Genomic DNA, 24,003 nt, shown 5'->3' on the forward strand with positions numbered 1-24,003 from the left:
CGGTTTCTCCATGCCCGCCGATCGCGGGCAGTCCCCTCATTGTGCCGCGGGCGCCTGCAGCCAGTGCACGCTGAACAAGCGCTCGGGATCGGTCCACACCGCGGCCGGCCGAAAGCCCGCCCTGACGGCGAGCGCGCGCAGGCCTTCGACGGTGAACTTGTGCGAGTTCTCGGTGTGGATCGTCTCGCCCTCGTCGAAGGCGAAGCGCTGGCCGTCGAGCGTGACGGTCTGCGCGCGGCGGCTCACGAGGTGCATCTCGACGCGCCGCAGCGGCGAGTTGTAGAACGCCGCATGCGTGAAGCCGGCCAGATCGAAGTCGGTGTCGAGCTCGGCATTGGCACGGCGCAGCAGGTTGAGATTGAAGGCCGCCGTCACGCCTTCTGCATCGTTGTAGGCGGCATGCAGCAGCGCCGGGTCCTTGACCAGATCGACGCCCAGCAGCAGCCCGCCGCCGCGCAACAGGCGGTGCGCGAGTTGCAGGAAGGCCAGCGCTTCGTCGGGGCTGAAATTGCCGAGCGTCGAGCCTGGAAAGAAGCCGACCCGCTGCCCCAGGACCTCGCCGCGCGCCGGCAGCACCAGCGGCATCGTGTAGTCGGCCACCACGGGCTGCACCGCGAGCCGCGGGTAGTCGGCGCGCAGGCGCTCGGCGGCCGCTTCGAGATGTTCGCCGGAGATGTCGATCGGCACGTAGCGCCTCGGCGTTTCGAGCGCGTCGAGCAGCAACCGGACCTTGGTGAGCGAGCCGGCGCCGAATTCGATGATCTCGGCATCGGGCCCGATCTGCGCCGCGATCTCGGGCGCGCACTCGGTGAGGATGCGCAGCTCGGTGCGCGTCGGGTAGTACTCGGGCAGGTCGCAGATGCGATCGAACAGCGCCGAGCCCGCGACATCGTAGAAGAACTTGGGCGAGATGCTGCGTGCGCCGAGGCTCAGGCCCGCGTACAGCTCGCGGCCGAAGTCCGACAGCGGTGCGGCGCGCTGCGCGGTGCGAAAGGCATGGAGGTTGAATGCAGTGTTGCCCATCAGAGATCCTTGGCGAGCCGCAGCCCCGAGAACTGCCAGCGCGCTGCCGGCGGGAAGAAATTGCGATAGCTCGGCCGCGTGTGGCCCGCGGGCGTGGCAACGCTGCCGCCGCGCAGCACGAGCTGGCCGACCATGAACTTGCCGTTGTATTCCGCCGCGACGCCGGCGAGCGGACGAAAGCCCGGGTAAGGGTCGTACGACGAACGCGTCCATTGCCACACATGGCCGCTCATCTGCGTGATGCCGGGTGCATCGTGCGCGGCCTCCCATTCGAATTCGGTCGGCAGCCGCGCACCGGCCCACTCGGCAAAGGCTGCGGCCTCGTAGAAGCTCAGCTGCGCCACCGGCGCCTCGGGCGCCATCGGCCGCACGCCGTGCAGGCCGAAGACCTGCCAGCCCGCCCCCGGGCCCTGGTGCGAGAGACGGGGGTCGTCCGGCGCCAGCCAGTAGGCCGGCGAGCGCCAGCCCTGTGCCTGCACGGCCGCCCAGCCGTCGGAGAGCCAGAGCTCGGGCCGCTGGTAGCCGCCATCGGCGATGAACTGCGCGAACTCGCCGCCATTGACGAGCCGGTCGGCGATCGCATGCGGCTGCACCAGCGCCGCATGGCGCGGCGTCTCGTTGTCGAACGCGAAGCCCGGACCCCGATGGCCGATCTCGACCATGCCGCCGGGCCGCGCCAGCCACTGCATCGCGGCCGGTGCCGTCGCCAGCCGCAGCGCCGGGCCAGGCGCGGCACGGTACGCAGGCAGCAAGGGATTGCACGACAGCGCATGCAGGATGTCGGTGACGATCAGTTCCTGGTGCTGCTGCTCGTGATGCAGCCCGAGCGTGACGATCGCCTCGATCGCCGGCCGATCGCATTCGGCATCCGTCTCGAGCAGCGCCAGCACGGCTTCATCGACATGGTGGCGATAGGCATGCACCTCGTCCAGCGAGGGGCGCGTCAGCAGGCCCCGCTGTGGCCGCGGATGGCGCGGGCCCAGCGCCTCGTAGTAGGAGTTGAAGAGAAAGTGAAAACGCGGATCGAACACGCGATAGCCCGCCGCATGCGGCTGCAGCAGCACCGTCTCGAAAAACCAGGTCGTGTGCGCCAGATGCCACTTGCTCGGACTGGCGTCCGGCATGGACTGGATGCACTGGTCCTCCGCCGACAGTGACGCGGTCAGCGCCAGGCTTTCGGCGCGCACCGCGCGAAATCGCTCGCGCAGGTCGTCCGCGGCGGACGAAGCCGGCCGGGTGATATTCATGGGATTCCCGCTTTTCTTGTGTTGGATGGTTTTTTAGCCGATTCACACCGGCGAACGCCGTAGGACAAACGCGCGCCGCAAACCTGGATTCGAAGCAGCCGGGCAGCCGAAACCGACCACTGTGACACAAGCTTTCGCCGCCTGCCAGAGGCCTGCGTATCATCCCGCGCATGAGCATGACCACCACCTCCGGCCGCCCCCGCGTCGTCATCGTCGGCTGCGGCTTCGGCGGGCTGGAAGCGGCGCGCAAGCTGCAGGGCGCGGCCGTCGACATCACCATCGTCGACAAGACCAACCACCACCTGTTCCAGCCCCTGCTCTACCAGGTGGCGACCGCCGGCCTGGCCGCGCCGTCGATCGCCGCGCCGGTGCGCCTGCTGTTCCGCCGCCAGCCCAACGTCACCACGCTGCTCGGCGAGGTGACGCGCATCGATCCGCTCGCGCACGAGGTGCATCTGGCCGACGGCACGCGGCTGGGCTGGGACCACCTGATCGTGGCCGCGGGCGCCACACACAGTTACTTCGGCAACGATGGCTGGGCCCGCCTGGCACCGGGGCTCAAGACGCTGGCCGACGCCTTCGAGATCCGCCGCCGCGTGCTGATGAGCTTCGAGGCGGCCGAGATCGAGACCGACCCGGCGCGCCAGCGCGCGCTGCTGACCTTCGCCGTGATCGGCGCCGGCCCCACCGGCGTCGAGATGGCCGGCACCTTGGCCGAGATCGCGCGCCACACACTGAAGGGCGAATTCCGCCGCATCGATCCGGGCAGCGCCGAAGTGCTGTTGATCGAAGGCGGTCCGCGCGTGCTGCAGGCCATGCCGCCATCGTTGAGCCAGCGCGCGATGGAACAGCTGCAGCGTCTCGGCGTGCAGGTGCGCCTCAATGCGAAGGTGACGGACATCGATGCCACGGGCCTGCAGGTCGAATCGCCCTTCAGCGATGGCGGCGCCGGCAAGGGCAGCCACCGGATCGATTGCCACTGCGTGATCTGGGCGGCCGGCGTCGCCGCCTCGCCGCTCGGCCGCCTGCTGGGCGAGGCGACGGGCGCCGAGGTCGACCGGGCCGGGCGCGTCAAGGTGCTGCCCGATCTGAGCCTGCCCGGCCATCCCGACATCAGCGTGGTCGGCGATCTGGCGGCGGCATTCAGCCACCGCCGCGGCAAGGAACCGACGCCCGTGCCGGGCGTGTCGCCCGGCGCCAAGCAGATGGGCCGTGCCGCGGCGGCCAACATCCTGCGCCGGCTTGCGGGAAAGGCGACCGAGCCTTTTCGCTACCGCGACTACGGCAATCTCGCGACCATCGGCCGCAACTCGGCCGTGGTGGACCTCGGCACGCCGCTCGGGCCGCTGCGTTTTTCAGGACGGATCGCGTGGTTGTTCTGGCTGTTCGCGCACGCCTATTTCCTGATCGGATTCCGCAATCGCATCGTCGTGCTGATGGACTGGGCCAGCGCCTACTGGAGCTTTCAGCGCTACGCGCGGGTCGTGGCGGACGTGCGTGCGAAGGCGGGTCCCGAGGCATAGACTTCGACCCGCGGCGCCACGCCGCTTTTCAAACCGAAAGGGGACCCGATGACAACGATGGAGATTGCACGGAAACTGGTCGAGTTGTGCAGGCAGGGAAAGAACGCCGAAGCGCGCGACACGCTGTTCTCGCCCGACGTGGTCAGCGTCGAGGCCGGCGCCCCGCCGGGGCAGCAACGCGAGGCAAAGGGCATCGCGGCCGTGAAGGCCAAGGGCGACTGGTGGTTTGCCAATCACGAGGTGCATTCCGCCTCTGTCACGGGACCATGGCCGCACGACGACCGCTTCGTGGTCGGCTTCCAGTTCGATGTCACGAACAAGCCGTCGGGGCAGCGGATGAAGATGGACGAGGTCGCGCTCTATACGGTCAGCAACGGAAAGATCGTGCGCGAGGAATTCTTCTACGACATGGGGATGTAGCAGGCCGCGATCGCACCAGACCGCATCATGCTGCGCCACGCCGTCGCACCGCATTGTCGGAGGACGCTCACGCTCGATGAGCACGGCAAGCTCAGCCGGCCGCGTTCTCCGCCTCCTGCAACAAGCGCCACATCACCTTGCCGCTGCCGCTCTTTGGCAGCGCATCGACGAACTGCACCACACGCGGGATCTTGTAGACCGCCATGTTCTCGCGGCACCAGTCGATGATCTCTTGCGCGGTGGTGTCCTTGTGCGTCGCGCGCAGCACCACCACGGCCTTGACCGATTCGCCGCGGTACGCGTCCTTCATCGAGATCACGCAGGCTTCCTGGATGGCCGGATGGCGGAACATCAGCAGTTCGACCTCGGCCGGCCAGACCTTGAAGCCGCTCGCGTTGATCATGCGTTTGAGGCGATCGGTCATGAAGAAGTAACCGTCCTCGTCCATGCGGCCCATGTCGCCGGATCGGAAGAAGCGCTTGCCCTCGAACTCGATGAAAGCTGCGGCCGTCGCATCGGGCCGCTTCCAGTAACCCTGGAACACCTCGGGCCCGTGGATGATGATCTCGCCCGATTCGCCGATCGGCATCTCGGCGAGCGTCTCGGGGTCGACCACGCGCGCATCGGTGCTCATGTAGGGAATGCCCAGGCATTGCTGCTTGGGATGCTCGAACGGATTGGAATGCGAGGGCGCCGCGGTCTCGGTGAGGCCGTAGCCCTCCTGGTACTTCAGGCCGTACTGCTCCAGCAGGCGCTGCGCCACGGCCTGCGGCATCGCGGCGCCGCCGCCGCCGATGTAGCTCAGGCTGCTCAGGTCGAAGCTGGCGAAGTTGGGGCTGCCCATGAGGTCGATGACCATGGTCGGGATGTTGGTCCAGCTCGTGACCTTGCGGCGCGAGATCAGGCGCCCCGCCACCTCGCGGTCCCAGCGCGGCATGATGATCAGCGTGCCGGCGACCAGGATCGCGGTGTGCATCATGCTCACCACGCCCGTGATGTGGAACATCGGCACCACGGCCAGCACCACCGCTTCGGACGAACCCAGGCCCCAGAGCTGGCCGGCGCAGGCGTTGTGCATCAGGCTCGAATGGTTGTGGACGCATCCCTTGGGCAGGCCGGTGGTGCCGCTGGTGTAGGGCAGGAGCGCCATGTCGTCGGCGCCGACGACATGCTCGGGCGGCGCATGCCCGGCATCGAGCGCGTCGGTCCATGCCATCGCCTCGCCGCCGTCCAGCGCGGGCAGCGGATGGCGCGTCAGCAACCAGTCGCGCCAGGCTGGCGCAGGCGCCTCGTCACCGGTGACTTCGGGATTGAAGGCGTCGGTGAACTGCGTCACGATCAGGTGCGCGAGCCGATCCTTCGGCGCCAGCGCGTTGCTGGCCCGGGCCAGCTCCGGCGCGAGGTCGCCGGTGGTGATGGCCACCTTCGCGTCCGGGTCGGTGATGTAATGCTTGAGCTCTTCGGCCCGGTTCATCGGATTGACCGGCACCACCACCGCATTGGCGCGCAGGATCGCGAAATGCGCGATCACCAGCTGCGGGCAGTTCTGCATGTCGAGCAGCACGCGGTCGCCGCGCTTCACGCCGAGCGCATGCAGCGTGCCGGCCAGGCGCTCGGCCTGCGCTGCGAACTCGCGGTAGCTGATCTCGCGGCCGAAGAAGACCAGCGCCGCCTTGTCCGGATAGCGCGCGGCCGCAGTGGCCAGGTTGTGCCACAGCGAGGTCGCGGGCACGGTGATCGAGCGCGGAAGGCGCTGGGGCCAGAACTTGTAATGCGGGCGGTCCATGGAATCTCCAAACGGTGTGGGAGCCTACGACGGCGCGCTGCGGCTTCGCATCGGGGAAGCCCCAAGCGCGTCGCGTCGGCGACTCCGCCGCACGGTCGAGCTCGCGCCGCCGGCCGACAGACGCCGCGGCCGATCTGCCGTACAAGAGCAGATTCTTCACCCACCCCCAAGGAGATCCCATGGCAGCAGACAAGCACGCAAGCGTTCACTGGGAAGGCGCCGGCAAGACCGGCAAGGGCCGCATCAGCACCGAGACCGGCGCATTGAAAGACGCGCCCTATGGCTTCGCCAGCCGTTTCGAGGACGACCAGCGCGGCACCAACCCCGAGGAAATCCTCGGCGCGGCCCATGCCGGATGCCTGACCATGGCCTTTGCCTTCGCGCTCGAAGGCGCCGGGCTCACGGCGACGTCGATCGACACCAAGGCCGCGGTGCGCCTGGCCAAGGACGGCGCGGGCTTCAAGATCGATCGCATCCAGCTCGAACTCGAGGCCGCGGTGCCGGGGCTCGACGAGGCGAAATTCCAGCAGCTCGCGGCCGGCGCCAAGGCCGGATGTCCGCTGTCGAAGGCGCTCGCGAGCGTGCCGGAGATCACCCTGAAGGCCACGCTGAAAAGCTGACGCGTGGATCGGCAGGCAAGGGGAACCCGCTGGCCATGGCAAGCTCCGACCGGTATGCGCAACCGCTCTCCCCTTCCCCTTCCGTCCCGGCGCCTTGTGCTGCGCGCGCTGCTGGGCGCTGCCGCGCTGCCGGCGCCGTTCGCGGCGCTGGCCGGCTTCAATTTCTTCACCAGCGAGTACACCGCCACCCGGCAGGAGCTGCAAGCCCAGATCGCCAGGCACTTTCCGGTGCAGCGGCGCTATGCCGAGATCTTCACCGTCGGCCTGCGCGATCCGCAACTCGGGCTCGACGCGCGCAGCAATCGCGCGGCGATCACCGCGGCGCTGTCCATCGAGAGCCCCTTGCTGCGGCCGTCGCCGGTGGAAGGCATCGTCACGGTCAGCAGCGCACTGCGCTACGACCCGGCCACCCGCGCGCTGCGACTCGACCATCCGGAGGCCGAGCGCTTCGAACTGCAGGGCGTGACAGGGCGCGACGCCGAGCGGCTGCAGCAGATCGGCACGGTCGTCGCCCAGGAGCTGTTGCGCGACCAGCCCCTGCGCACCTTCACCGCGCAGGAACTCACCGTGGGCCGCAAGACCTACGAGATCGGCGACATCACGGTGCAGGACGACGGCATCACGGTCCAGCTCAAATGACCCCGGAGACCCGATGAAGGATTTTCTTTCCCGCGCAGCACTGCGCCGCAGCGCGGCATGCTGCGCGCCCTGGCTGATGGCTGCATCGCTGCTCGCAGGCTGTGCGGCCTCGGGGCGCGACGCGCCCTATCGGCTCGACCTGGAAGCGCACCGCGGCGGCCGCGCGCTCGCACCCGAGAACACGCTGACCGCGTTCTCCAACGCGGTCGGCATCGGCGTCACCACGCTCGAACTCGACATCGGCCTCACGGCCGACGGCGTGGTCGTGATCTCGCACGACATGGCGCTCAACCCCGACCACACGCGCGATGCGACCGGCGCCTTCCTCAAGGGCAAAGGGCCGCCGATCCATGCGCTCACGCTGGCACAGCTGCAGACCTACGACGTCGGCCGCATCGATCCCGCGAGCAGCTACGGCAAGCCCTTCCCCAATCAGGTGCCGCACGATGGCGAACGCATCCCGACGCTGGCGTCGCTGTTCGAGCGCATGCGCGCACTCGGCGCGAACCAGGTCCGCTTCAATATCGAGACCAAGGTCGATCCCACACAGCCCGATTTGACCGCAGCGCCGGAGCCGATGGTGCGCGCCCTGCTGGCCGAGATCGACAAGGCGGGCGTGGCATCGCGTGTGACGATCCAGAGCTTCGACTGGCGCACACTCGATCTCGTCGGCCAATGGGCGCCGCAATTGCCGCGCGCCTACCTCACGAGCGCGCGAACCGTGCAGGACAGCCGCTGGACCGCGGGCCTGCGGCTCGAGGACGCGGGCTCGACGCCGAAGCTGGTCCGAAAGGCCGCCGGCGACGGCAAGGGCATGGTGGTCTGGTCGCCGTCGTTCAACGACCTCAGCGCACCGCTCGTGCAGGAAGCCCATGTGCTCGGCTTGCAGGTGCTGCCCTGGACGGTCGACCGCCGCGCCGACATGGAACGGCTGATGGACTGGGACGTGGACGGCATCATCACCGACGATCCCGTGCTGCTGCGCGAGGTGATGAACGATCGCCGCATCGCGCTGCCGGCCGCACTCGGCCGCTGAGCGACGCGGGCCGGGCTCACACGTGGCGCGCGGCTCGCGTGCGCGGCGCGCCTGCGAGCGGCTGCCGGTCGGCGCGCGCGTGCAGCGTCTCGATGATGTGGCAATGCGCGTCGGTGCCGTCGCAGCAGTCGCGCAGCGCGATGAGGTCCTTCTCGAGCGAGCGCAGCTCGCGCAGCCGCTCGCGCACATGGCCCAGATGGGCGTCGAGCGCCACGCAGGCCGTATCGCAGTCGGCCTTGCGGCGCAGATCGAGCCCGAGCAGCGTGCGCACTTCGTCGAGCGACATGTCCATCGCGCGGCAGAGGCGAATGAAGCGCAGCCGGTGCACGTCGGCATCGGTGTAGAGCCGGTAGCTGTTGTCGCCGCGGGCCTGCGGCGCGATCAGCGCTTCCCTCTCGTAATAGCGGATGTTGGCCGCGGTCACGCCGCTGCGGGCGGCGGCCTCGCCGATGCGGTAACCCTGCGCGCCGGGCGGCTTTGCGACTGGCATGGCTTGACCTTCGAGTGGCTTCAACGTTTCCAATGGTGGCAGCTCCGGAGAAACCATGTCTGCAAACTGCCATCACGACGGTTGTCATGACCACGAACACCTGTCGGCCGCCGACACGCCACGCTACCGCCGCGTGCTGTGGATCGCGCTGGCGCTCAACGCCGCCATGTTCGCGATCGAGATCGGCGGCGGTTTCCGCTCCGGCTCGGTCTCGCTGCTGGCCGACGCGATCGACTTCTTCGGCGATGCCGCGAACTACGGCGTGACGCTCGCGGTGTTATCGGCCGGCCTCGCGTGGCGCGCCCGCGCGGCCGTGCTCAAGGGCGGCACCATGCTGCTCTTCGGCCTCTTCGTGGCGGGTCGGACGATCTGGTCGGTGATGCATGGCGTGTCGCCCGAACCGCTGACCATGGGCGTGATCGGCACCGTGGCGCTGGCGGTGAATCTGGGCGTCGCCGTGCTGCTCTACGCCTTTCGCGAAGGCGACGCCAACATGCGCAGCGTCTGGCTGTGCTCGCGCAACGACGCGATCGGCAATGTCGCGGTGATGATCGCCGCGCTGGGCGTCTTCGGCACCGGCACCGCATGGCCCGATCTCGCGGTGGCCGCGGTGATGGGCGCGCTGGCGGTCAGCGGCGGCGCGTCGGTGCTGCGGCAGGCGCGCGGCGAGCTCGGCCTTGCGCAGGGCGGCGACAGCCGAAGCCGCGTGTAACGCCGACCTTCGCGCGGCGTCCGATAATCGCCGGCGATGTCCGAACAATCCAGCTCCCCGACCTCGCGCGCGAGCGCCGGCAACGACGCACGCCGCGATGCCGGCGCTATCACCGATGTCGCCGGCATCGAGGTCGGCCATTTCAGCGACACGCGCCGGCCGACCGGTTGCACCGTGATCATCGCGCGCGACGGCGCCGTGGGCGGCGTCGACGTGCGCGGCGCGGCGCCCGGCACGCGTGAGACCGACCTGCTCGCACCGGGCAACCTCGTGCAGCAGGTGCATGCCGTGATGCTGTCCGGCGGCAGCGCCTGGGGACTGGCCGCGGCCGACGGCGCGATGCGCTGGCTGGAAGAGCGCGGCGTCGGCCTCGACGTGCGCTTCGGCACGCTGCCGATCGTTCCTGCGGCCGTGCTCTTCGATCTGCCGGTCGGCGATGCGCGCATCCGGCCCGATGCGGCGGCCGGCTACGCGGCCTGCAAGGCGGCATCCCGCACGGCGCCGGCCGAGGGCAATGTCGGTGCCGGCAGCGGCGCGCTGGTGGGCAAGCTCTTCGGCCTGCATCGCGCGATGAAGGGCGGCATCGGCAGTGCATCGGTCACGGTGAACGGTGTCACGGTCGGGGCGCTGATCGCTTGCAATGCGCTCGGCGACGTCATCGATCCGGACACGGCCCAGGTCGTGGCCGGCGCGCGCACCGAGGATGGCCATGCCCTGCTCGACACGCGCCGTGCTCTCTTGCGCGGCGACCTGCCCAAGCCTCTCCTGGCCGGCACCAACACCACGATCGGCGTGATCGCGACCGATGCGGCGCTCACCAAGGTGCAGGCCAATCGCCTCGCGACCGTCGCGCACGACGGGCTGGCACGGGCCATCAACCCGGTCCACACCATGAGCGACGGCGACACGCTGTTCGCGCTCGCCACCGGCCGAGTGCGGCTCGAAGGCGATGCGCCGGGCATGACGGTGCTGAGCACGATGGCGGCCGAGGTGGTGGCGATCGCGACAGTGCGCGCGGTGCGGGCGGCGCGATCGGTGCGGATTGGGGAGAGCTACTTTCCCTGCGCATCCGATTGCCCGCCATAGAAGCCGCTTTCAAGGCTCTTCTTTGTCAAACTTCTCGCGCACAGCGCTCAAGAACTCCTGAACCACAAACCACGATGTCAAACCGCAGGTCCCACATATGCGGAGACGATAACGTGGATTTTTTAGCCACTCGGAAATCCCCAGAGGCAGAGAACTCGGAAAGACGCCCCCTCCAGCACTGATTTCCGTCACATAGTGGTCGTTGCTCGAGCAATTGCTGCAAACTGTTTTCACTTCCCCTCCTCGTTTGGCGCAGTCATTCAGCAATCATCGCGTCACGGTCCGCCGATTGGATTGCCCATTGTGTCAAGGGCAGGCATAGACACACCCCCAGCCACTCTCGGGTTTGGCATGGCACTCCAAGAGAACTCAATGACCCGATCGGGGAAATTGACGCACGGTAGATATTTTGTTAACTCCGGCATCAACCAATGACAGAAGATGCGCGAGCTCCGTTCGATTGCGCACGCCCACCCTTCGCATCAGAAGCGCCAACTGGCGCTTGACTGTCTCGGCACTCTTGCAGAGCAGCCGGCCGATCTCTTTGTTGGTCTTGCCTTGCAGCACCCAGCCAGTGATCGCGTGCTCCGCAGGTGTCAGTGCCTTCAGAACAGCAGCCCAATCGGCCGCCTCCGCCGCGCCTCGACGAAGGCCGCTCAACGCAGCGTGGACATGCGGCATCACCTTGCGCTGAAGGAAGTGGCGATGCGATTCCGGGACCGGCTTCACGTCGTAAAACGCCGCGGTCGTCAAAAGCAGTTCCTGACCTTCGCCTTCGAAGTGCGCAAGCCCCAGCAAGTTTCGCCAGCCCGTGCTTCGGAAGCTGGCGAGCCAGGCACCGTCGATCTCGGGCACGACGTGGTCGACGGCGAAATATTCAGGTTCCCCACTTCGCATCAGGCGCGTCTGGATCGGACTTCGCAGATTGCCGCCCGCACACTCGATCGCTGCCAGATACGTCGAAGGCACGCCGAAGCTCCATAGCTGGATCGCAGCATACCCTCCGGAATGGGCGACCGACTGACCGCACAGCATCGCCCGATGAGGCAGCACGGCCTGGAGCGGCCCATCCACCCATGTCTTCAGCGACTCGGCATCGACAACGTGACGGACGCTGCCAGCCAGAACGTCCTCAGTCGTTTCGGTTTTCATTTTTTGACTCCCTTGCGTTTCGCACGCGCTTTGTAACCGAACCGGCCCGGAAAGCAACTGAAAATGCCGCTGCCGCGCCCGCGGTGACAGCACCCGAGTTTTTTCACCTCACGCCATGCCCCGATCCATCCGCCTCTTCCTCCTCACGATCCGCGACCTGGTCGCCTCCGCCGGGCCGATCGTGTTCATCGCCATCGGGCTGCTGGTCGCAGCCTACTGGTGGCTGGACCCGCAGCCGCCCAAGCGCGTGACGCTCGCGACCGGGCCAGCGGGTAGCGCCTATGCGGAGTTCGGCAAGCGCTATGCGAACGCGCTCAAGGCGAACGGGATCGAGGTGGATCTGAAACCCACGGACGGCTCGCAGGACAACCTGCAGCTGCTGCGCGACGGCAAGGCCGACGTCGCCTTCGTGCGCGGCGGCAGCGCCGATCCGGTGAAGGACGAGGAGGCCGGCCTGACATCGCTCGGCAGCCTGTTCTACGAGCCGCTCTGGTTCTTCTATCGCACCGATGCGGCACGCAAGATCGATCGCAAGACCGCAACGCTGAACTCGCTCACGCAGCTCAAGGATCTGCGCGTCAACGTCGACAAGCCCGGCAGCGGCGTGCCGGACATCATGGATCGGATGTTCCGTGCCAACCACATGGACCCGCAGGCGCTGCAGCTGTCCAACCTCGAACAGACGCCGGCCACCGAAGCGCTGCAGGCCGGCCTGCTCGACGTGGTGGTGCTCGCCTCGGCGCCGCAGTCGCCGCTGGTGCAACGCCTGCTGCGTGCGCCCGACATCCAGCTGATGGATTTCGGCCAGAGCGATGCCTATTCACGCCGCTTCGCCTTCCTGCAGCCGGTGACGCTGCCGCGCGGCGTGGTCGATCTGGCGGCCGACCTGCCGCCGCACGACGTGTCGCTGCTGGCCGCGACGACCTCCCTGCTCGCGCGCGAACAGACCCATCCCGCGCTGCGCCAGCTGTTCGCGCAGGCCGCGCAGACGCTGCACGGCGATGCCGGCTGGTTCAATCGCGCACGCGACTTTCCCAACACCCGCACCAGCGAGCTGCCGGTCAGCCCCGAGGGCGATCGGGCCATCAACGGCACGCCGCCCTTCTGGCAGCGCTACCTGCCCTTCTGGGCCAGCAACCTGATCGAACGCATGTGGCTGGTGCTCGGCGGCTTGCTGGTCCTGATGCTGCCGCTGAGCCGCGTGGTGCCGCCGCTCTACCAGTTCCGCGTGCGCCGGCGCGTGTTCCGCTGGTATGCGCGGCTGCGCGACGTGGAGCACAAGCTCGATGCGCACGAGGGCGACCGCACATCGCTGCTCAAGGAACTCGACCACCTGGACCACGTGGTCAACAGGGTCGTCGTGCCGCTCTCGTATGCCGAGGAGCTTTACGCTTTGCGCAACAACATCCACACGGTCCGCAAGCGCGTCGCGGCAGCCTTCTCGCAAACGAATCCGGATCCTGACGAGCTCTCTTCCAAAACGGGCCCCCGCATCGCGGCGCTCAAGGACACGAATTGATCCTCTGCCCAGACTCTCTCGTCTGCGCCTCCAGCATGGAGCGGACGGAATCGTCGATCGGCAAAGCGACGACCGTGACACCGAAGTCGTCCTTGGCCCGGCGCAGATAGGCCTCGCTGCCGTATCCCGCCGGCAGCTCTACATGGCAGACGCCAAAGAGTTCCAGCCCCTGGCGGTCGTATGTCCACAGATGCCCGAGATAAGTCGGCTCCTGGCCAGCGCGCGTGAGGTATTCGCTGACACCGGTCGACAAGTAGAAGCTCTTCTGCATCGGGCGCAGGGCCTTGCTATATCGGTAGTCGGCCAGCTTGGCAGCATCCTCGCTCAGCGCCCTCTCCTGATTCGACAAAGGGCTCCCGAGCCTCAACTTCTCCTCGATCATCGCGTACTGCAGATCTCTTTCCCTGAAGTTCTTTTGCTCCGCGCCGCCGTGCCAGGCAACCACACCCGGCGAGAGGACGATCTTTTTTCGGGCGCCAATGAAGACATAGTTCGCACAGCTCGACAAGCATCGCTTCTCGATCTGAATCGTGATTCCCTTGGCGTTCAGCCACGTTCCCAGTCTGATCGCCGCAATAGGCTCACCGCCCACGGAGTCGATGACCAACTTGGTGATATCCCTCGAGCCGACCTGTTCGAAAAAACGCTGAACCGATTGCTCCGTGATCAGTCCATCGAAGCTCGCAACACCATCGCCTGCCGTGCGAGAGTGGACGTCGAGCTGACCGCAGCCACTCGCAGCCCCGAGGATAAGGACCGCGATCACGAACCTGCGGCACAGTCTATGGGATGACATGCACCGAAGTCTGTGTCTTTTTATCGCGGAAGACGATATCGAATTTTCGATAGCGCCTCGACAACGTGTACCGCAATGCGAGCAGGTGTCCGGCCAGCCCGGCGATCCATCCAATGACAGCGCCGGAAAGCCTTATCCGATCGGTCGAAACGCCGCCTATGAATTCACCAAAACCCAGGAGAGCCCCAAGTGCCGAGGCCAATGCGATGAAGACCGCTCCTGCGAACAACGAGGACAGCAGGAGTACGAGCCATACAGTCATCAGCCGCGGCCAAGTCAATTTTGATTCCATGCGCAAATCCTCGCGAGTGTCTCTGCGCGTCAAGCCAAGATGCACGCCCGGCCGGGATGCAGCCTTCCCGGAGGTCTGTTGCCGCGCGAAGGATTGTCAGGGGCCGTCGCCGCCTGGATTTGGATCGCCCATCTGATTGCTTCCCGGCAAGGAAGGCGGGTCGCCGAGTACGCCACAGATTCCGTTGACGACCGCATTGCACGCGATGGTCGCCATCTGTCCAGCGATGTTTCCGAGCGTAGCGCATGAAGCCGGGGTCGTTCCTTCTGTCGCCGCGTTGCAGGCAGCGGCAGCGGCTGCGGCCGCTGCCGCACCCGTCGCGGCACATGCCGCGGAGGCGCTGCATGAACTATCGCCGTCTCCGCCCCCGTCATCGCCTCCAGATACCAGCAGCAACTCTTCGTCGGACAGCAGCCGGAACATTCCGTAGCGTTCGGAGAGCATTTCCTCGGTGTGCCTGCTCATTTGCATCCCTACTCCTCATTGGATCGCCCGACTTGGGGTCGGAGCCTTGATCAGGAAATGCAGGTGCATGCAAATGAGCTAGCAATTGACCCGATCGGGTCATTGACAAAGCACTTTCGCCATGCGGTGCGCAAAGAACAGGCCACACGTGCCGCGGCGAAGCCGGTGTACGGACAACGGGAAACGCTCCCGCCGTCCTTGCTACTTCAAGGCCTTGAAGCGCATGCGATGCGGCTTCGCGCCCTCTTCGCCCAGCCGCTTCTTCTTGTCGGCCTCGTACTCCTGGTAGTTGCCGTTGAAGAAGATCCATTGGCTGTCGCCTTCGGCCGCCAGGATGTGCGTGGCGATGCGGTCGAGGAACCAGCGGTCATGGCTGATCACGAGCACCGAGCCCGCGAATTCGAGCAGCGCGTCTTCGAGCGCGCGCAGCGTCTCGACGTCCAGGTCGTTCGACGGCTCGTCGAGCATCAACACATTGCCGCCCGCGATCAACGTCTTGGCCAGATGCAGGCGGCCGCGTTCGCCGCCCGACAGCGTGCCCACCTTCTTCTGCTGGTCCGCGCCGTTGAAGTTGAAGCGACCTGCATAGGCCCGGCTCGCCATCTGGAACTTGCCGACGTTGATGATGTCGAGGCCGTTCGAGATGTCCTGCCACACCGTCTTGTCGTTCTCGAGCGCGTCGCGGTTCTGGTCGACGAAAGCCATCTTGACCGTCTGGCCGACCACCACCTCGCCGCTGTCCGGCTTTTCCTTGCCGGCGATCAGCTTGAACAGCGTCGACTTGCCGGCGCCGTTCGGTCCGATGATGCCGACGATCGCGCCCGCGGGCACTTCGAAGCTGAGGTTGTCGATCAGGAGTCGGTCGCCAAATGACTTGCTGACGTTCTTGAACTCGAACACCTGGTTGCCCAACCGCTCCGCCACGGGGATGAAGATCTCCTGCGTCTCGTTGCGCCGCTGGTATTCGAAGTCGCTCAGTTCCTCGAAGCGGGCCAGGCGCGATTTGCTCTTGGCCTGGCGCGCCTTCGGGTTCTGGCGCGACCATTCGAGTTCCTTCTTCAGGGCCTTGGCGTGGGCTTCCTCGCTCTTCTGCTCCTGCGCCAGGCGTTCGCCCTTCTGCTCGAGCCAGGTGCTGTAGTTGCCCTTCCAGGGAATGCCGCGGCCGCGGTCGAGTTCGAGAATCCATTCGGCCGCGTTGTCGAGGAAGTAGCGGTCGTGGGTGATGGCCACCACGGTGCCCGGAAAGCGCTGCAGGAAGACTTCGAGCCACTCCACCGATTCGGCGTCCAGGTGGTTGGTCGGCTCGTCGAGCAGCAGCATGTCGGGCTTGCTCAGCAAGAGGCGGCACAGCGCGACGCGGCGCTTTTCACCGCCCGACAGCACGCCGATGTTGGCGTCCCAGGGCGGCAGGCGCAGCGCGTCGGCCGCGATCTCGAGCTGGTGCTCGGAGTCGGTGCCGGCGGTCGCGATGATGGCTTCGAGCTCGGCCTGTTCGGCCGCGAGCGCGTCGAAGTCGGCATCCTCGGCGCCGTAGGCCACGTACACCTCCTCGAGGCGCGCCTTGGCCGCATAGACGGCGCCCATCGCCTCTTCCACCGACTGGCGCACGGTGTGATCCGGGTTGAGCTTGGGCTCCTGTTCGAGGTAGCCGATGGTGAGACCGGGCATCGGCAGCGCCTCGCCTTCGATTTCCTTGTCGATGCCCGCCATGATCTTGAGCAGCGACGACTTGCCCGAGCCGTTCAGGCCGAGCACGCCGATCTTGGCACCGGGGAAAAACGACAGCGAAATGTCCTTCAAGATCTGCCGCTTGGGGGGCACGGTCTTGCTGACCTTGTTCATGGTGTAGACGTACTGGGCCATCAGATTGCTTGCATTCAGAAGAAGGTGGAGGGGTTGCGCGAGCGCCCCGAACAGGCGCGGCAAACCACCGATTATCGACTCATGCGACAATAGCGCCTGTTGCCGGGTCCAGTTGCCCGCAACGCCGGCTCTCCGCCGGGGACAAAGAAGGCCGATCCTCCCAAAAGAAGACAGGCTCTCGGGCTCCCACTCCTGACCTTCATCTGCCCTTACTGGCCCGACGTCCACATGACGCCTGGGCGGGCCGATACCACCGCGCCGTGTAAGGCGCTTATTGAACTCAATGAACTTTGATGAACTGAAGCTGGCTCCGGCCATCTTGAAAGCCGTGCACGAGCAAGGCTACGAAACTCCCACCCCCATTCAGGCCCAGGCCATTCCCGCAGTGCTCGACGGGCACGACCTGCTCGGCGGCGCCCAGACCGGCACCGGCAAGACGGCGGCCTTCACGCTGCCGATGCTGCACAAGCTCAGCATGGCCCGCAGCGCCACCAACAAGTTCGGCGGCACCGGCATCCGGGCCCTCGTGCTCACCCCCACGCGCGAACTCGCAGCGCAGGTCGAGGAATCGATCCGCACCTATGGCAAGTACCTGCAGCTGAGCTCCACCGTCATCTTCGGCGGCGTCGGCATGAACCCGCAGATCAGCAAGCTCAAGAGCGGCATCGACATCCTGGTCGCCACGCCCGGCCGCCTGCTCGACCTGCAGCAGCAAGGCATGCTCGACCTCTCGCAGGTGCAGATGCTGGTGCTCGACGAGGCCGACCGCATGCTCGACATGGGCTTCATCCACGACGTGAAGAAGATCCTCGCGCTGGTGCCGAAGGAAAAGCAGAGCCTGCTGTTCTCCGCCACCTTCAGCGACGAGATCCGCGACCTCGCCGCCACGCTGCTGAAGAACCCGCAGAGCATCCAGGTCACGCCGCGCAACACCACCGTGCAGCGCATCAGCCAGGTGATCCACCCGGTCGGCCGCGGCAAGAAGAAGGCGCTGCTCGCGCACATCATCAACGAGCACGACTGGAGCCAGGTGTTGGTGTTCACCCGCACCAAGTTCGGTGCCAACAGCGTGGCCGAATTCCTCACCAAGAACGGCATCGAGGCGATGGCGCTGCACGGCAACAAGAGCCAGAGCGCGCGCACCCAGGCGCTGGCCGGCTTCAAGAGCGGCGATATCCGCGCGCTGGTCGCCACCGACATCGCGGCGCGCGGCATCGACATCGACGAACTGCCGCACGTCGTCAACTACGAGATCCCGAACGTCAGCGAAGACTACGTTCACCGCATCGGCCGCACCGGCCGCGCGGGCGCGAGCGGCGAGGCCGTGAGCCTGGTCTGCCTCGACGAGGAAGGCTTCATGCAGGAGATCGAGCGCTTCACCAAGCAGGACATCCCGGTCAAGGTCGTCGAAGGCTTCGGCCCCGAGGAAGGCGAACGCGCCGAGCCCATCGCGATGGGCCGCCAGACCATCTGGGGCGGCGCCGGCCGTCCGCCGAGCCGCGAAGTCATGCAGGCCGCGGCCAAGGCTGCACGCACCGAGATGCTGCAGCGCATGCGCGACAACAAGGCTGGCCAGGGCGAACGCTCCGGCGGCGGCGGCGGTGGCAATGGCAGCGGCGGCGGTCAACGCCGCGGCGGCGGCAATGGCCAGGGCCAGGGTGCACCGGCCGGCCGCAACGCCGGCGGTGGCGGTCAAGGCCCGCGTGGCCAGGCGCCGCGCAGCCAGGCGCCGGCACGCGGCCCGCAGGGACCGGCGCGCACGCCGCATCACGCGCAGCCCCATCACCATGCGCAGAACCATCTGCCGCACGAAGAACGCCAGCCACGCCATCACGGTAACACCCACAGCCCGACGCAAGCCGATGCCGTTGCGCATCTGCGCGCCGAAGCGATCGCGGGTGGCGAAGGCCAGCCGGATCCGTTGCGCACCAGTGTCGACAGCCTGGGCGCTGGCCGGGGTCGCCGTGGCGGCGGCGGTGGTGGCGGCTACGGCGGCAATCGCTCCGGCGGTGGCGGCCGTTCGGGCGGCGGACGCTCGGGTGGCGGCTACGGCGGTGGCGGCGGTGGTGGTTACGGCGGCGGCGGTGGCGGCGGCGGTGGTCGCTCCTTCGGTCGCTGAGCACGCGACCTTCCTGCAACACAAGGGCGCTTCGGCGCCCTTTTGCTTTCCGGCCGCAACGTGCAGGCTGCGTTCAGGCCATGCGCTTGCCGCTCTGCCGGTCGAACAGATGCACGCATTCGCTGTCGATCACCAGGCCCACCGTCTGGTCGGGCTTGGCATCGACCCGCCCATGCACGGCCAGCGTGAGCTTGGCCTGCCCGACCTCGACAAGCAGTTCGGTCTCCGCACCGGTCGGCTCGACCACGATGACCCTGGCCGGCACGCCATGGACCGCATCCGCCAACGTGATGTCGCCGGGACGCACGCCGTAGTGCACCGGCTGGCCGTCCGTCGCCGTGGTGCCGGCCGGCGCCGGCCATAGCGCGCCCTGTGCCTCGACACGCCAGCGCCCTTCGACACGCCGCGCGACGCCTTCCAGCACGTTCATCGCCGGCGAACCGATGAACTGGGCGACGAACAGGTTGTCGGGCCGGTCATAGAGCTCGAGCGGCGTGCCGATCTGCTCGACCGCGCCGTCGTGCATCACCACGATGCGGTCGGCCATCGTCATCGCCTCGATCTGATCGTGCGTCACATACACGGTGGTGGTCTTGAGCCGCTGGTGCAGCGCCTTGATCTCGGCGCGCATCGCGACGCGCAGCTTGGCATCGAGATTGGACAAGGGCTCGTCGAACAGGAAGACCTTGGGATCGCGCACGATCGCGCGCCCCATCGCCACGCGCTGGCGCTGTCCGCCCGAGAGCTCGCGCGGGTAGCGACCGAGCAGCTGGTCGAGGTTGAGGATCTTCGCCGCATCCGCCACGCGCTGCTCGGTGACTGATTTCTCGGCATTGCGCAACCGCAGGCTGAAGCCCATGTTCTCGCCGACCGTCATGTGCGGATAGAGCGCGTAGCTCTGGAACACCATCGCGATGTCGCGGTCCTTCGATTCGAGCTCGTTCACCACGCGGCCGTCGATCCGGATCTCGCCGCCGGTGATGTCCTCCAGCCCGGCCAGCATGCGCAGCAGCGTCGACTTGCCGCAGCCCGACGGACCGACCAGCACCACGAACTCGCCATCGGCGATCTCGAAGCCGAGCCGCTCGATGATCTGCGTCTTGCCATAGGACTTCTGCACGTTCTGAAAAGTGACGGATGCCATGTTCCCTGTTCCCTTCGAGTCTTCAGCTCTTGACCGCACCGGCAGTGATGCCGCCGACCATGTAGCGCTTGAATGCGTAGTAAATCGCCGCGGGAGGCAACGCATAGATCAACCCCGTCGCCATCAGCAGTTCCCAAGGCGAATCGTCAGCCGCGAGGAAATTGCCGAGCGCCACCGCCAACGTCACGCTGGTGTCGTTCGACAGCAGCAGGAAGGCGTAGAGGTATTCGTTCCATGCCAGCAGCAGCGCATAGGTGCCGACCGCGACCAGCGACGGCACCATCAGCGGCAGGTAGACCAGCCGGAACAGCTGCAGCGGCGAGGCGCCGTCCATGCGCGCGGCCTCGTCGAGTTCGTAGGGCAGCTTGTCCGAGGCCTGCTTCAGCACCCAGATGCAGTACGGCGATGCGATCGTGACCATCGCGAGGATCAGCGACCACTGGCTGTTGAGCAGCCCGTAGTTGCCCATGGTCTTGTACATCGGCACGGCCAGGAACGCGGCCGGGATGAAGTAGGTGAACAGCGCCAGGTTCATCACCGTGCGGCCGCCGCGCACGCGCAGCCGGCTGATCGCGAAGGCCGCCGTGGTCGCCACGAACAGCGTGATCGCACCGACCGCGAGTGCGATCGCCACCGAGTTGCCGAGCTGCACCCAGAAGTGGTCGAGATAGAAATGCTTCTGATAGAAGACCGTGCGGAAGTTGTCCAGCGTCGGCGACTTCGGCCACAGATGACCCGTCGTCGCCGTGCCCCGCGGCGAGATCGCGAACATCAGCATGTGGTAGACCGGGATGATCGTCCAGATCAGCACCGGGATGCCGATCAACAGCAGCTTGGCTTCGGTGCCGGCGGATTTGAGGGTCCAGCGCTTCATTTCGACAGCCTCTTCATCATGAAGTACACCAGCGGCAGGACAAGCGGCATCGCGACCACGATCGATGCCATCGACAAGTCGACCTGGTCAAGTCGCAGATAGCGGATGCCCAGCGTGGCGAGCACATGCGTGAGGTCGGCGGGACCACCGCCAGTGAGCAGATAGACGCTGTTGAAATCGCCCAGCGTCCAGATCATCGAGAGGATCAGCGAAGTGACGTAGAGCGTGCGCAGCGCCGGCCAGCTGATGAAGCGGAACTTCTGCCACGAACTCGCGCCGTCGACCGATGCGGCCTCGTACTGCTCGGTCGGGATCGCCAGCCGCCCCGCGACCAGGATCAGCGTCCAGAAGGGCAGTGACTTCCAGATGTGCATCAGCATCGCGAAGCCGAGCGCGAGCGTCGGATCGTTGAGCCAGTTCGGTCCGTCGAGCCCGGTCAGATCGAAGATCGCGGTGTTGATCACGCCCCACTCGGGATTGAGCATGAAGCGCACGGAAAGAATCGTCGGGATCGACGGCAGTGCCCACGGAAGGATGAAGATCCCCGAAAGAATCTTGATCCACCACCGCGACTCCACGAAGAAGCCCGACAGCACCAGCGCCACCAGCATCTTGAGATTGATCGCGACCACCAGGAACAGGATCGTGTTGATCACCGATCGAAAGAAGATCGGATCCTGCACCAGATGCACATAGCTCTGCGGATGCCGCGCCAGCCAGAGCCCGTAGCACACCGGATAAAGCACGAACACCAGGAAGATGACGAGATAAGGCACGACCATCAGCCGCCCCCAGCGCTGCCAGCGATCGCTGCGCGGAAGCGGCAGCGTGCTGGTGACTACGGTGCTTGCAATGCTGCTCATGCAGTCTCCTTCCCTCAGCAATTCAATTCAAAAACACCGCGGAACCGGCTATGCCGGGCCGCAGGTGTTGCCCCCGGTAGGGGGTTGGCGAAGCGACACGAAGTGCGCGTAGCCTGGGGGGAGCTAGGTCCCCGCTACGGTCTTGATGCGCGCGATCATCTCGTCGACCGCCTTGTCCACCGGCACCTTGTCGCTGACGATGCGGTTCATCGCCTTGGCCCACACGTTCTCGTTGTTGAGGATGGTGAACTTGTAGTTCCTGGTGAATTCGAAGGTCACCGTGCCGGCCGCGTACTGGTTGAACACCGACCTGCGGTGCGAATCGGCCTGCCAGAACGGCCGCGCCTGCCCGGCCTTCGTCACCGGGAACCAGCGGCCCAGCGAGCCTTCGACATACGGCGTCAGGTTCTCTTCCTGCAGCAGGAAGCTCACGAACTCCTTGGCGCGCGCCTTGTTCTTCGCGTCCTTGAACACCACGCCCGTCTTCACCGCCGTGCGGTAGACCATCTTGCTGCCGTCGGGCTTGTTCGGAAAGCCCGCGGTGCGGATGCGCTCGGTGTAGTTCTTCTTGGCTTCCTCACGCTGCTCGGCGGTGAGCGTGGTGTTGTTCATGTCGTCGAGCCACTTGGCCGGCAGCGAGATGGTCGCGTTGTGCGTCATCACGGTCGTCTTGTTGTGGAAGGCGACATTGTTGTCCGGGTCCTTCCAGCTGGTGGACGACGGCGGCGTGCAGCCCGTCAGGTAGGGCTTGGTGTAGTCCGTCATCGCATTGATCAGACCGGTGCGCACCGACGGATCGTCGACCAGCAGCTTGCCGCTGTCGTTCACCAGCTTCACGTTGTACGCATCCATGAAGGTCAGGAACGAATAGAACGAGTCGCTCGAATCCACGCCCATCGGCATGCCGATGCCGAAGGTGCGCTTGCCGGTCTTCTGGCGGCTGGCCGGCTGCACCTTCTCGCACCAGAAGGACCAGTAGTCCTTCCAGTTGGTCGGGATGTCCGACTCCTTGAAGCCCGCATCGGCCAGCATGTCGATCCAGTATTCGATGTGCATCGTCTGCTGCTTGATCGGGAAGGCGTAATAGGCCTTCGACTTGGTCTTGTCGTTGTAGAGGAAGGTGGTCTCGACCGTGTTGGGCGCGAAGCGCGACTGCATCGGCGCGATCACGCTGCTCAAGTCTTCCAGCTTGCCGTCGAAGGCCCACTTGCCGGTGACCTGGAAGTCGTAGACGTCGGCGTACGCGACGTCGGGCGGGCTGCCCGAATCGAGCGCGGACACCGTCTTGGGAATCATGTCCTGCACCGGATACTGCGACAGTTCGACCTTGACGCCCTTGTGCTTGTCCTCGAACTTCTTGATGGCGGCGAACAGCGCGTCGTCCTCCGCCTTGTAGAAGCCCTTGACCCACCAGACGGTGAGCGTTTCCTGCGCCGCCGCGTGGCCCGCGACGGCGAGGCCGAGCGCCATCAGGACCGGGACCACGAATGCCTTGAGTTTCATGCTGTTGTCTCCTCTTTTTCGATGAAATGCTCGTTGCGCGAGCGGGGTGGGAAAAGCAAAGCGTGCAGCCGGCCCGGCGTAGGTTCAGGCGGCCTTGAGGCGCGGCGGCGGACGGCCGAGGCGCGGCAGGCGCCGGCGCGAACCGAGCACTTCCTCGATGTCCGCGTTCGCGCCCTCGATGAGCTTGATGATGGCGCGCTCGGCACGCGCCGGGTTGTGCGCGATGACGGCGTCGAGCACGGCACGGTGCATCGGCAGCGACATCGCCGGGCCGTCCTTCTTGATGGTGGAGATCTCGAAGCTGGTGCGCAACAGCGCATGCAGCGCCTTGCTCATCTGCGCCAGCATGCGGTTGCCGGCGGCGCGCAGCAGGCCGTGGTGGAAGCGCAGGTCGAAGGTCACGTAGTCCCCGCCGAACTCGACCGCGTGCTTCATGCCGGCGAAGGCGGTCTCGATCTCCTCGATGTCGGCCGGCGATGCGCGCTCTGCCGCCAGCCGCACGGCCGCCGGCTCGACCACGCGGCGCAGATCCTGCAGGTCGCGCAGGAACTCGGGCGTGAGGCCGGCGCGGGCCTGCCAGGTGATGACGTCGGGATCGAACCAGTTCCATTGGTCTTCGGGCAGCACGCGGGTGCCGACCTTGGGCCCGGTGAAGATCAGGCCCTTGGCCACCAGCGACTTCACGGCTTCGCGCACCACGGTGCGGCTGACACCGAACTCCTCGCACAGGAGCGGCTCGGCCGGCATCGGCGCGCCGATGGCGTAGCGCCGCGAGACGATCGCCTCACCGAGCAGGTCGAGTGTGCGGCCGTGGGTGTTCTTGGTCATGGT

General features: G+C 66.4%; 23 protein-coding genes. 9 read left to right on the forward strand and 14 right to left on the reverse strand.

From position 1 onward, the window contains the following. Positions 1-36: 36 nt before the first annotated feature. Both egtD and egtB read right to left on the reverse strand, forming a co-directional pair. Positions 37-1,023 carry an L-histidine N(alpha)-methyltransferase gene (gene egtD / locus WDLP6_RS17055; protein WP_162568294.1) on the reverse strand — a complete coding sequence of 329 codons (987 nt, stop codon included), beginning with the start codon at positions 1,021-1,023 and terminating at the stop codon, positions 37-39. After that, on the reverse strand, positions 1,023-2,270 hold the full coding sequence (gene egtB, locus WDLP6_RS17060) for an ergothioneine biosynthesis protein EgtB (protein WP_162593302.1): 1,248 nt from the start codon (positions 2,268-2,270) through the stop codon (positions 1,023-1,025). The genes egtD and egtB overlap by 1 nt, the downstream gene beginning before the upstream one ends. Positions 2,271-2,446: 176 nt before the next feature. Between egtB and WDLP6_RS17065 the strand changes: the two genes are divergently transcribed. Continuing rightward, positions 2,447-3,793: an NAD(P)/FAD-dependent oxidoreductase gene (locus WDLP6_RS17065; protein ID WP_232077096.1), complete on the forward strand. Its 1,347-nt coding sequence runs from the start codon at positions 2,447-2,449 to the stop codon at positions 3,791-3,793. 48 nt (positions 3,794-3,841) lie between these two features. Beyond that, entirely contained in the window at positions 3,842-4,213 is a 372-nt protein-coding gene (locus tag WDLP6_RS17070; RefSeq protein ID WP_162593304.1) for a nuclear transport factor 2 family protein, read from the forward strand. Between the two features lie 91 nt (positions 4,214-4,304). On the opposite strand, the gene WDLP6_RS17075 is transcribed toward WDLP6_RS17070, so the two are convergent. Continuing rightward, positions 4,305-5,999, reverse strand: coding sequence for a long-chain fatty acid--CoA ligase (locus WDLP6_RS17075; protein WP_162593305.1), 1,695 nt, complete (start codon positions 5,997-5,999; stop codon positions 4,305-4,307). Positions 6,000-6,178: 179 nt separating this feature from the next. Here WDLP6_RS17075 and WDLP6_RS17080 point away from each other — a divergent pair, with 179 nt between their 5' ends. The 3 genes from WDLP6_RS17080 to WDLP6_RS17090 all read left to right on the forward strand — a co-directional run bounded on the left by WDLP6_RS17080 (position 6,179) and on the right by WDLP6_RS17090 (position 8,294). Then, entirely contained in the window at positions 6,179-6,619 is a 441-nt protein-coding gene (locus tag WDLP6_RS17080) for an OsmC family protein (RefSeq protein ID WP_162568299.1), read from the forward strand. A gap of 96 nt (positions 6,620-6,715) precedes the next feature. Then, a complete protein-coding gene (locus tag WDLP6_RS17085; RefSeq protein WP_232077097.1) occupies positions 6,716-7,258 on the forward strand; it encodes a DUF1439 domain-containing protein in 543 nt (180 codons plus the stop codon). 13 nt (positions 7,259-7,271) lie between these two features. Then, the gene (locus WDLP6_RS17090) at positions 7,272-8,294 is read left to right on the forward strand and encodes a glycerophosphodiester phosphodiesterase (protein WP_162593307.1); all 1,023 of its coding nucleotides are present in this window, start codon (positions 7,272-7,274) and stop codon (positions 8,292-8,294) included. Between the two features lie 16 nt (positions 8,295-8,310). On the opposite strand, the gene WDLP6_RS17095 is transcribed toward WDLP6_RS17090, so the two are convergent. After that, entirely contained in the window at positions 8,311-8,784 is a 474-nt protein-coding gene (locus tag WDLP6_RS17095; protein WP_162593308.1) for a Cd(II)/Pb(II)-responsive transcriptional regulator, read from the reverse strand. Positions 8,785-8,839: 55 nt separating this feature from the next. On the opposite strand from WDLP6_RS17095, the gene WDLP6_RS17100 reads away from it, so the two are divergent. Both WDLP6_RS17100 and WDLP6_RS17105 read left to right on the forward strand, forming a co-directional pair. After that, the gene (locus WDLP6_RS17100) at positions 8,840-9,496 is read left to right on the forward strand and encodes a cation transporter (protein WP_162593309.1); all 657 of its coding nucleotides are present in this window, start codon (positions 8,840-8,842) and stop codon (positions 9,494-9,496) included. A gap of 36 nt (positions 9,497-9,532) precedes the next feature. Beyond that, complete coding sequence (locus tag WDLP6_RS17105; RefSeq protein WP_162593310.1) at positions 9,533-10,582, forward strand: P1 family peptidase; 1,050 nt, start codon at positions 9,533-9,535, stop codon at positions 10,580-10,582. A gap of 369 nt (positions 10,583-10,951) precedes the next feature. Here WDLP6_RS17105 and WDLP6_RS17110 read toward each other — a convergent pair whose 3' ends face one another. Then, positions 10,952-11,734, reverse strand: coding sequence for a helix-turn-helix transcriptional regulator (locus tag WDLP6_RS17110; protein ID WP_162593311.1), 783 nt, complete (start codon positions 11,732-11,734; stop codon positions 10,952-10,954). Between the two features lie 115 nt (positions 11,735-11,849). Here WDLP6_RS17110 and WDLP6_RS17115 point away from each other — a divergent pair, with 115 nt between their 5' ends. Next, complete coding sequence (locus WDLP6_RS17115) at positions 11,850-13,253, forward strand: TAXI family TRAP transporter solute-binding subunit (protein WP_162593312.1); 1,404 nt, start codon at positions 11,850-11,852, stop codon at positions 13,251-13,253. On the opposite strand, the gene WDLP6_RS17120 is transcribed toward WDLP6_RS17115, so the two are convergent. The 4 genes from WDLP6_RS17120 to ettA all read right to left on the reverse strand — a co-directional run bounded on the left by WDLP6_RS17120 (position 13,237) and on the right by ettA (position 16,669). Then, positions 13,237-14,019 carry a hypothetical protein gene (locus WDLP6_RS17120; protein ID WP_162593313.1) on the reverse strand — a complete coding sequence of 261 codons (783 nt, stop codon included), beginning with the start codon at positions 14,017-14,019 and terminating at the stop codon, positions 13,237-13,239. The two genes, WDLP6_RS17115 and WDLP6_RS17120, sit on opposite strands and share 17 nt — an antisense overlap. Positions 14,020-14,035: 16 nt before the next feature. Continuing rightward, complete coding sequence (locus tag WDLP6_RS17125; protein ID WP_162593314.1) at positions 14,036-14,341, reverse strand: hypothetical protein; 306 nt, start codon at positions 14,339-14,341, stop codon at positions 14,036-14,038. Positions 14,342-14,437: 96 nt separating this feature from the next. Continuing rightward, positions 14,438-14,806 (reverse strand): hypothetical protein, encoded by a 369-nt coding sequence (locus tag WDLP6_RS17130; RefSeq protein ID WP_162593315.1) that lies wholly within the window; start codon positions 14,804-14,806, stop codon positions 14,438-14,440. Positions 14,807-15,007: 201 nt separating this feature from the next. Beyond that, the gene (gene ettA / locus WDLP6_RS17135; RefSeq protein WP_162593316.1) at positions 15,008-16,669 is read right to left on the reverse strand and encodes an energy-dependent translational throttle protein EttA; all 1,662 of its coding nucleotides are present in this window, start codon (positions 16,667-16,669) and stop codon (positions 15,008-15,010) included. 283 nt (positions 16,670-16,952) lie between these two features. Here ettA and WDLP6_RS17140 point away from each other — a divergent pair, with 283 nt between their 5' ends. Continuing rightward, positions 16,953-18,788 (forward strand): DEAD/DEAH box helicase, encoded by a 1,836-nt coding sequence (locus tag WDLP6_RS17140; protein WP_162593317.1) that lies wholly within the window; start codon positions 16,953-16,955, stop codon positions 18,786-18,788. A 73-nt stretch (positions 18,789-18,861) separates the two neighbouring features. On the opposite strand, the gene WDLP6_RS17145 is transcribed toward WDLP6_RS17140, so the two are convergent. The 5 genes from WDLP6_RS17145 to WDLP6_RS17165 all read right to left on the reverse strand — a co-directional run bounded on the left by WDLP6_RS17145 (position 18,862) and on the right by WDLP6_RS17165 (position 24,000). Beyond that, complete coding sequence (locus WDLP6_RS17145; protein WP_162593318.1) at positions 18,862-19,932, reverse strand: ABC transporter ATP-binding protein; 1,071 nt, start codon at positions 19,930-19,932, stop codon at positions 18,862-18,864. 22 nt (positions 19,933-19,954) lie between these two features. Continuing rightward, a complete protein-coding gene (locus WDLP6_RS17150) occupies positions 19,955-20,806 on the reverse strand; it encodes a carbohydrate ABC transporter permease (protein WP_162568309.1) in 852 nt (283 codons plus the stop codon). Further along, positions 20,803-21,669 carry a carbohydrate ABC transporter permease gene (locus WDLP6_RS17155; protein ID WP_162593319.1) on the reverse strand — a complete coding sequence of 289 codons (867 nt, stop codon included), beginning with the start codon at positions 21,667-21,669 and terminating at the stop codon, positions 20,803-20,805. The genes WDLP6_RS17150 and WDLP6_RS17155 overlap by 4 nt, the downstream gene beginning before the upstream one ends. 123 nt (positions 21,670-21,792) lie before the next feature. Next, entirely contained in the window at positions 21,793-23,172 is a 1,380-nt protein-coding gene (locus WDLP6_RS17160) for an ABC transporter substrate-binding protein (protein ID WP_162593320.1), read from the reverse strand. Between the two features lie 84 nt (positions 23,173-23,256). After that, positions 23,257-24,000, reverse strand: a complete 744-nt coding sequence (locus WDLP6_RS17165; protein WP_162593321.1) for a FadR/GntR family transcriptional regulator — start codon at positions 23,998-24,000, stop codon at positions 23,257-23,259. Positions 24,001-24,003 lie beyond the last annotated feature (3 nt).

It is taken from the genome of Variovorax sp. PBL-E5 (assembly GCF_901827185.1).
Lineage (GTDB): Bacteria > Pseudomonadota > Gammaproteobacteria > Burkholderiales > Burkholderiaceae_C > Variovorax.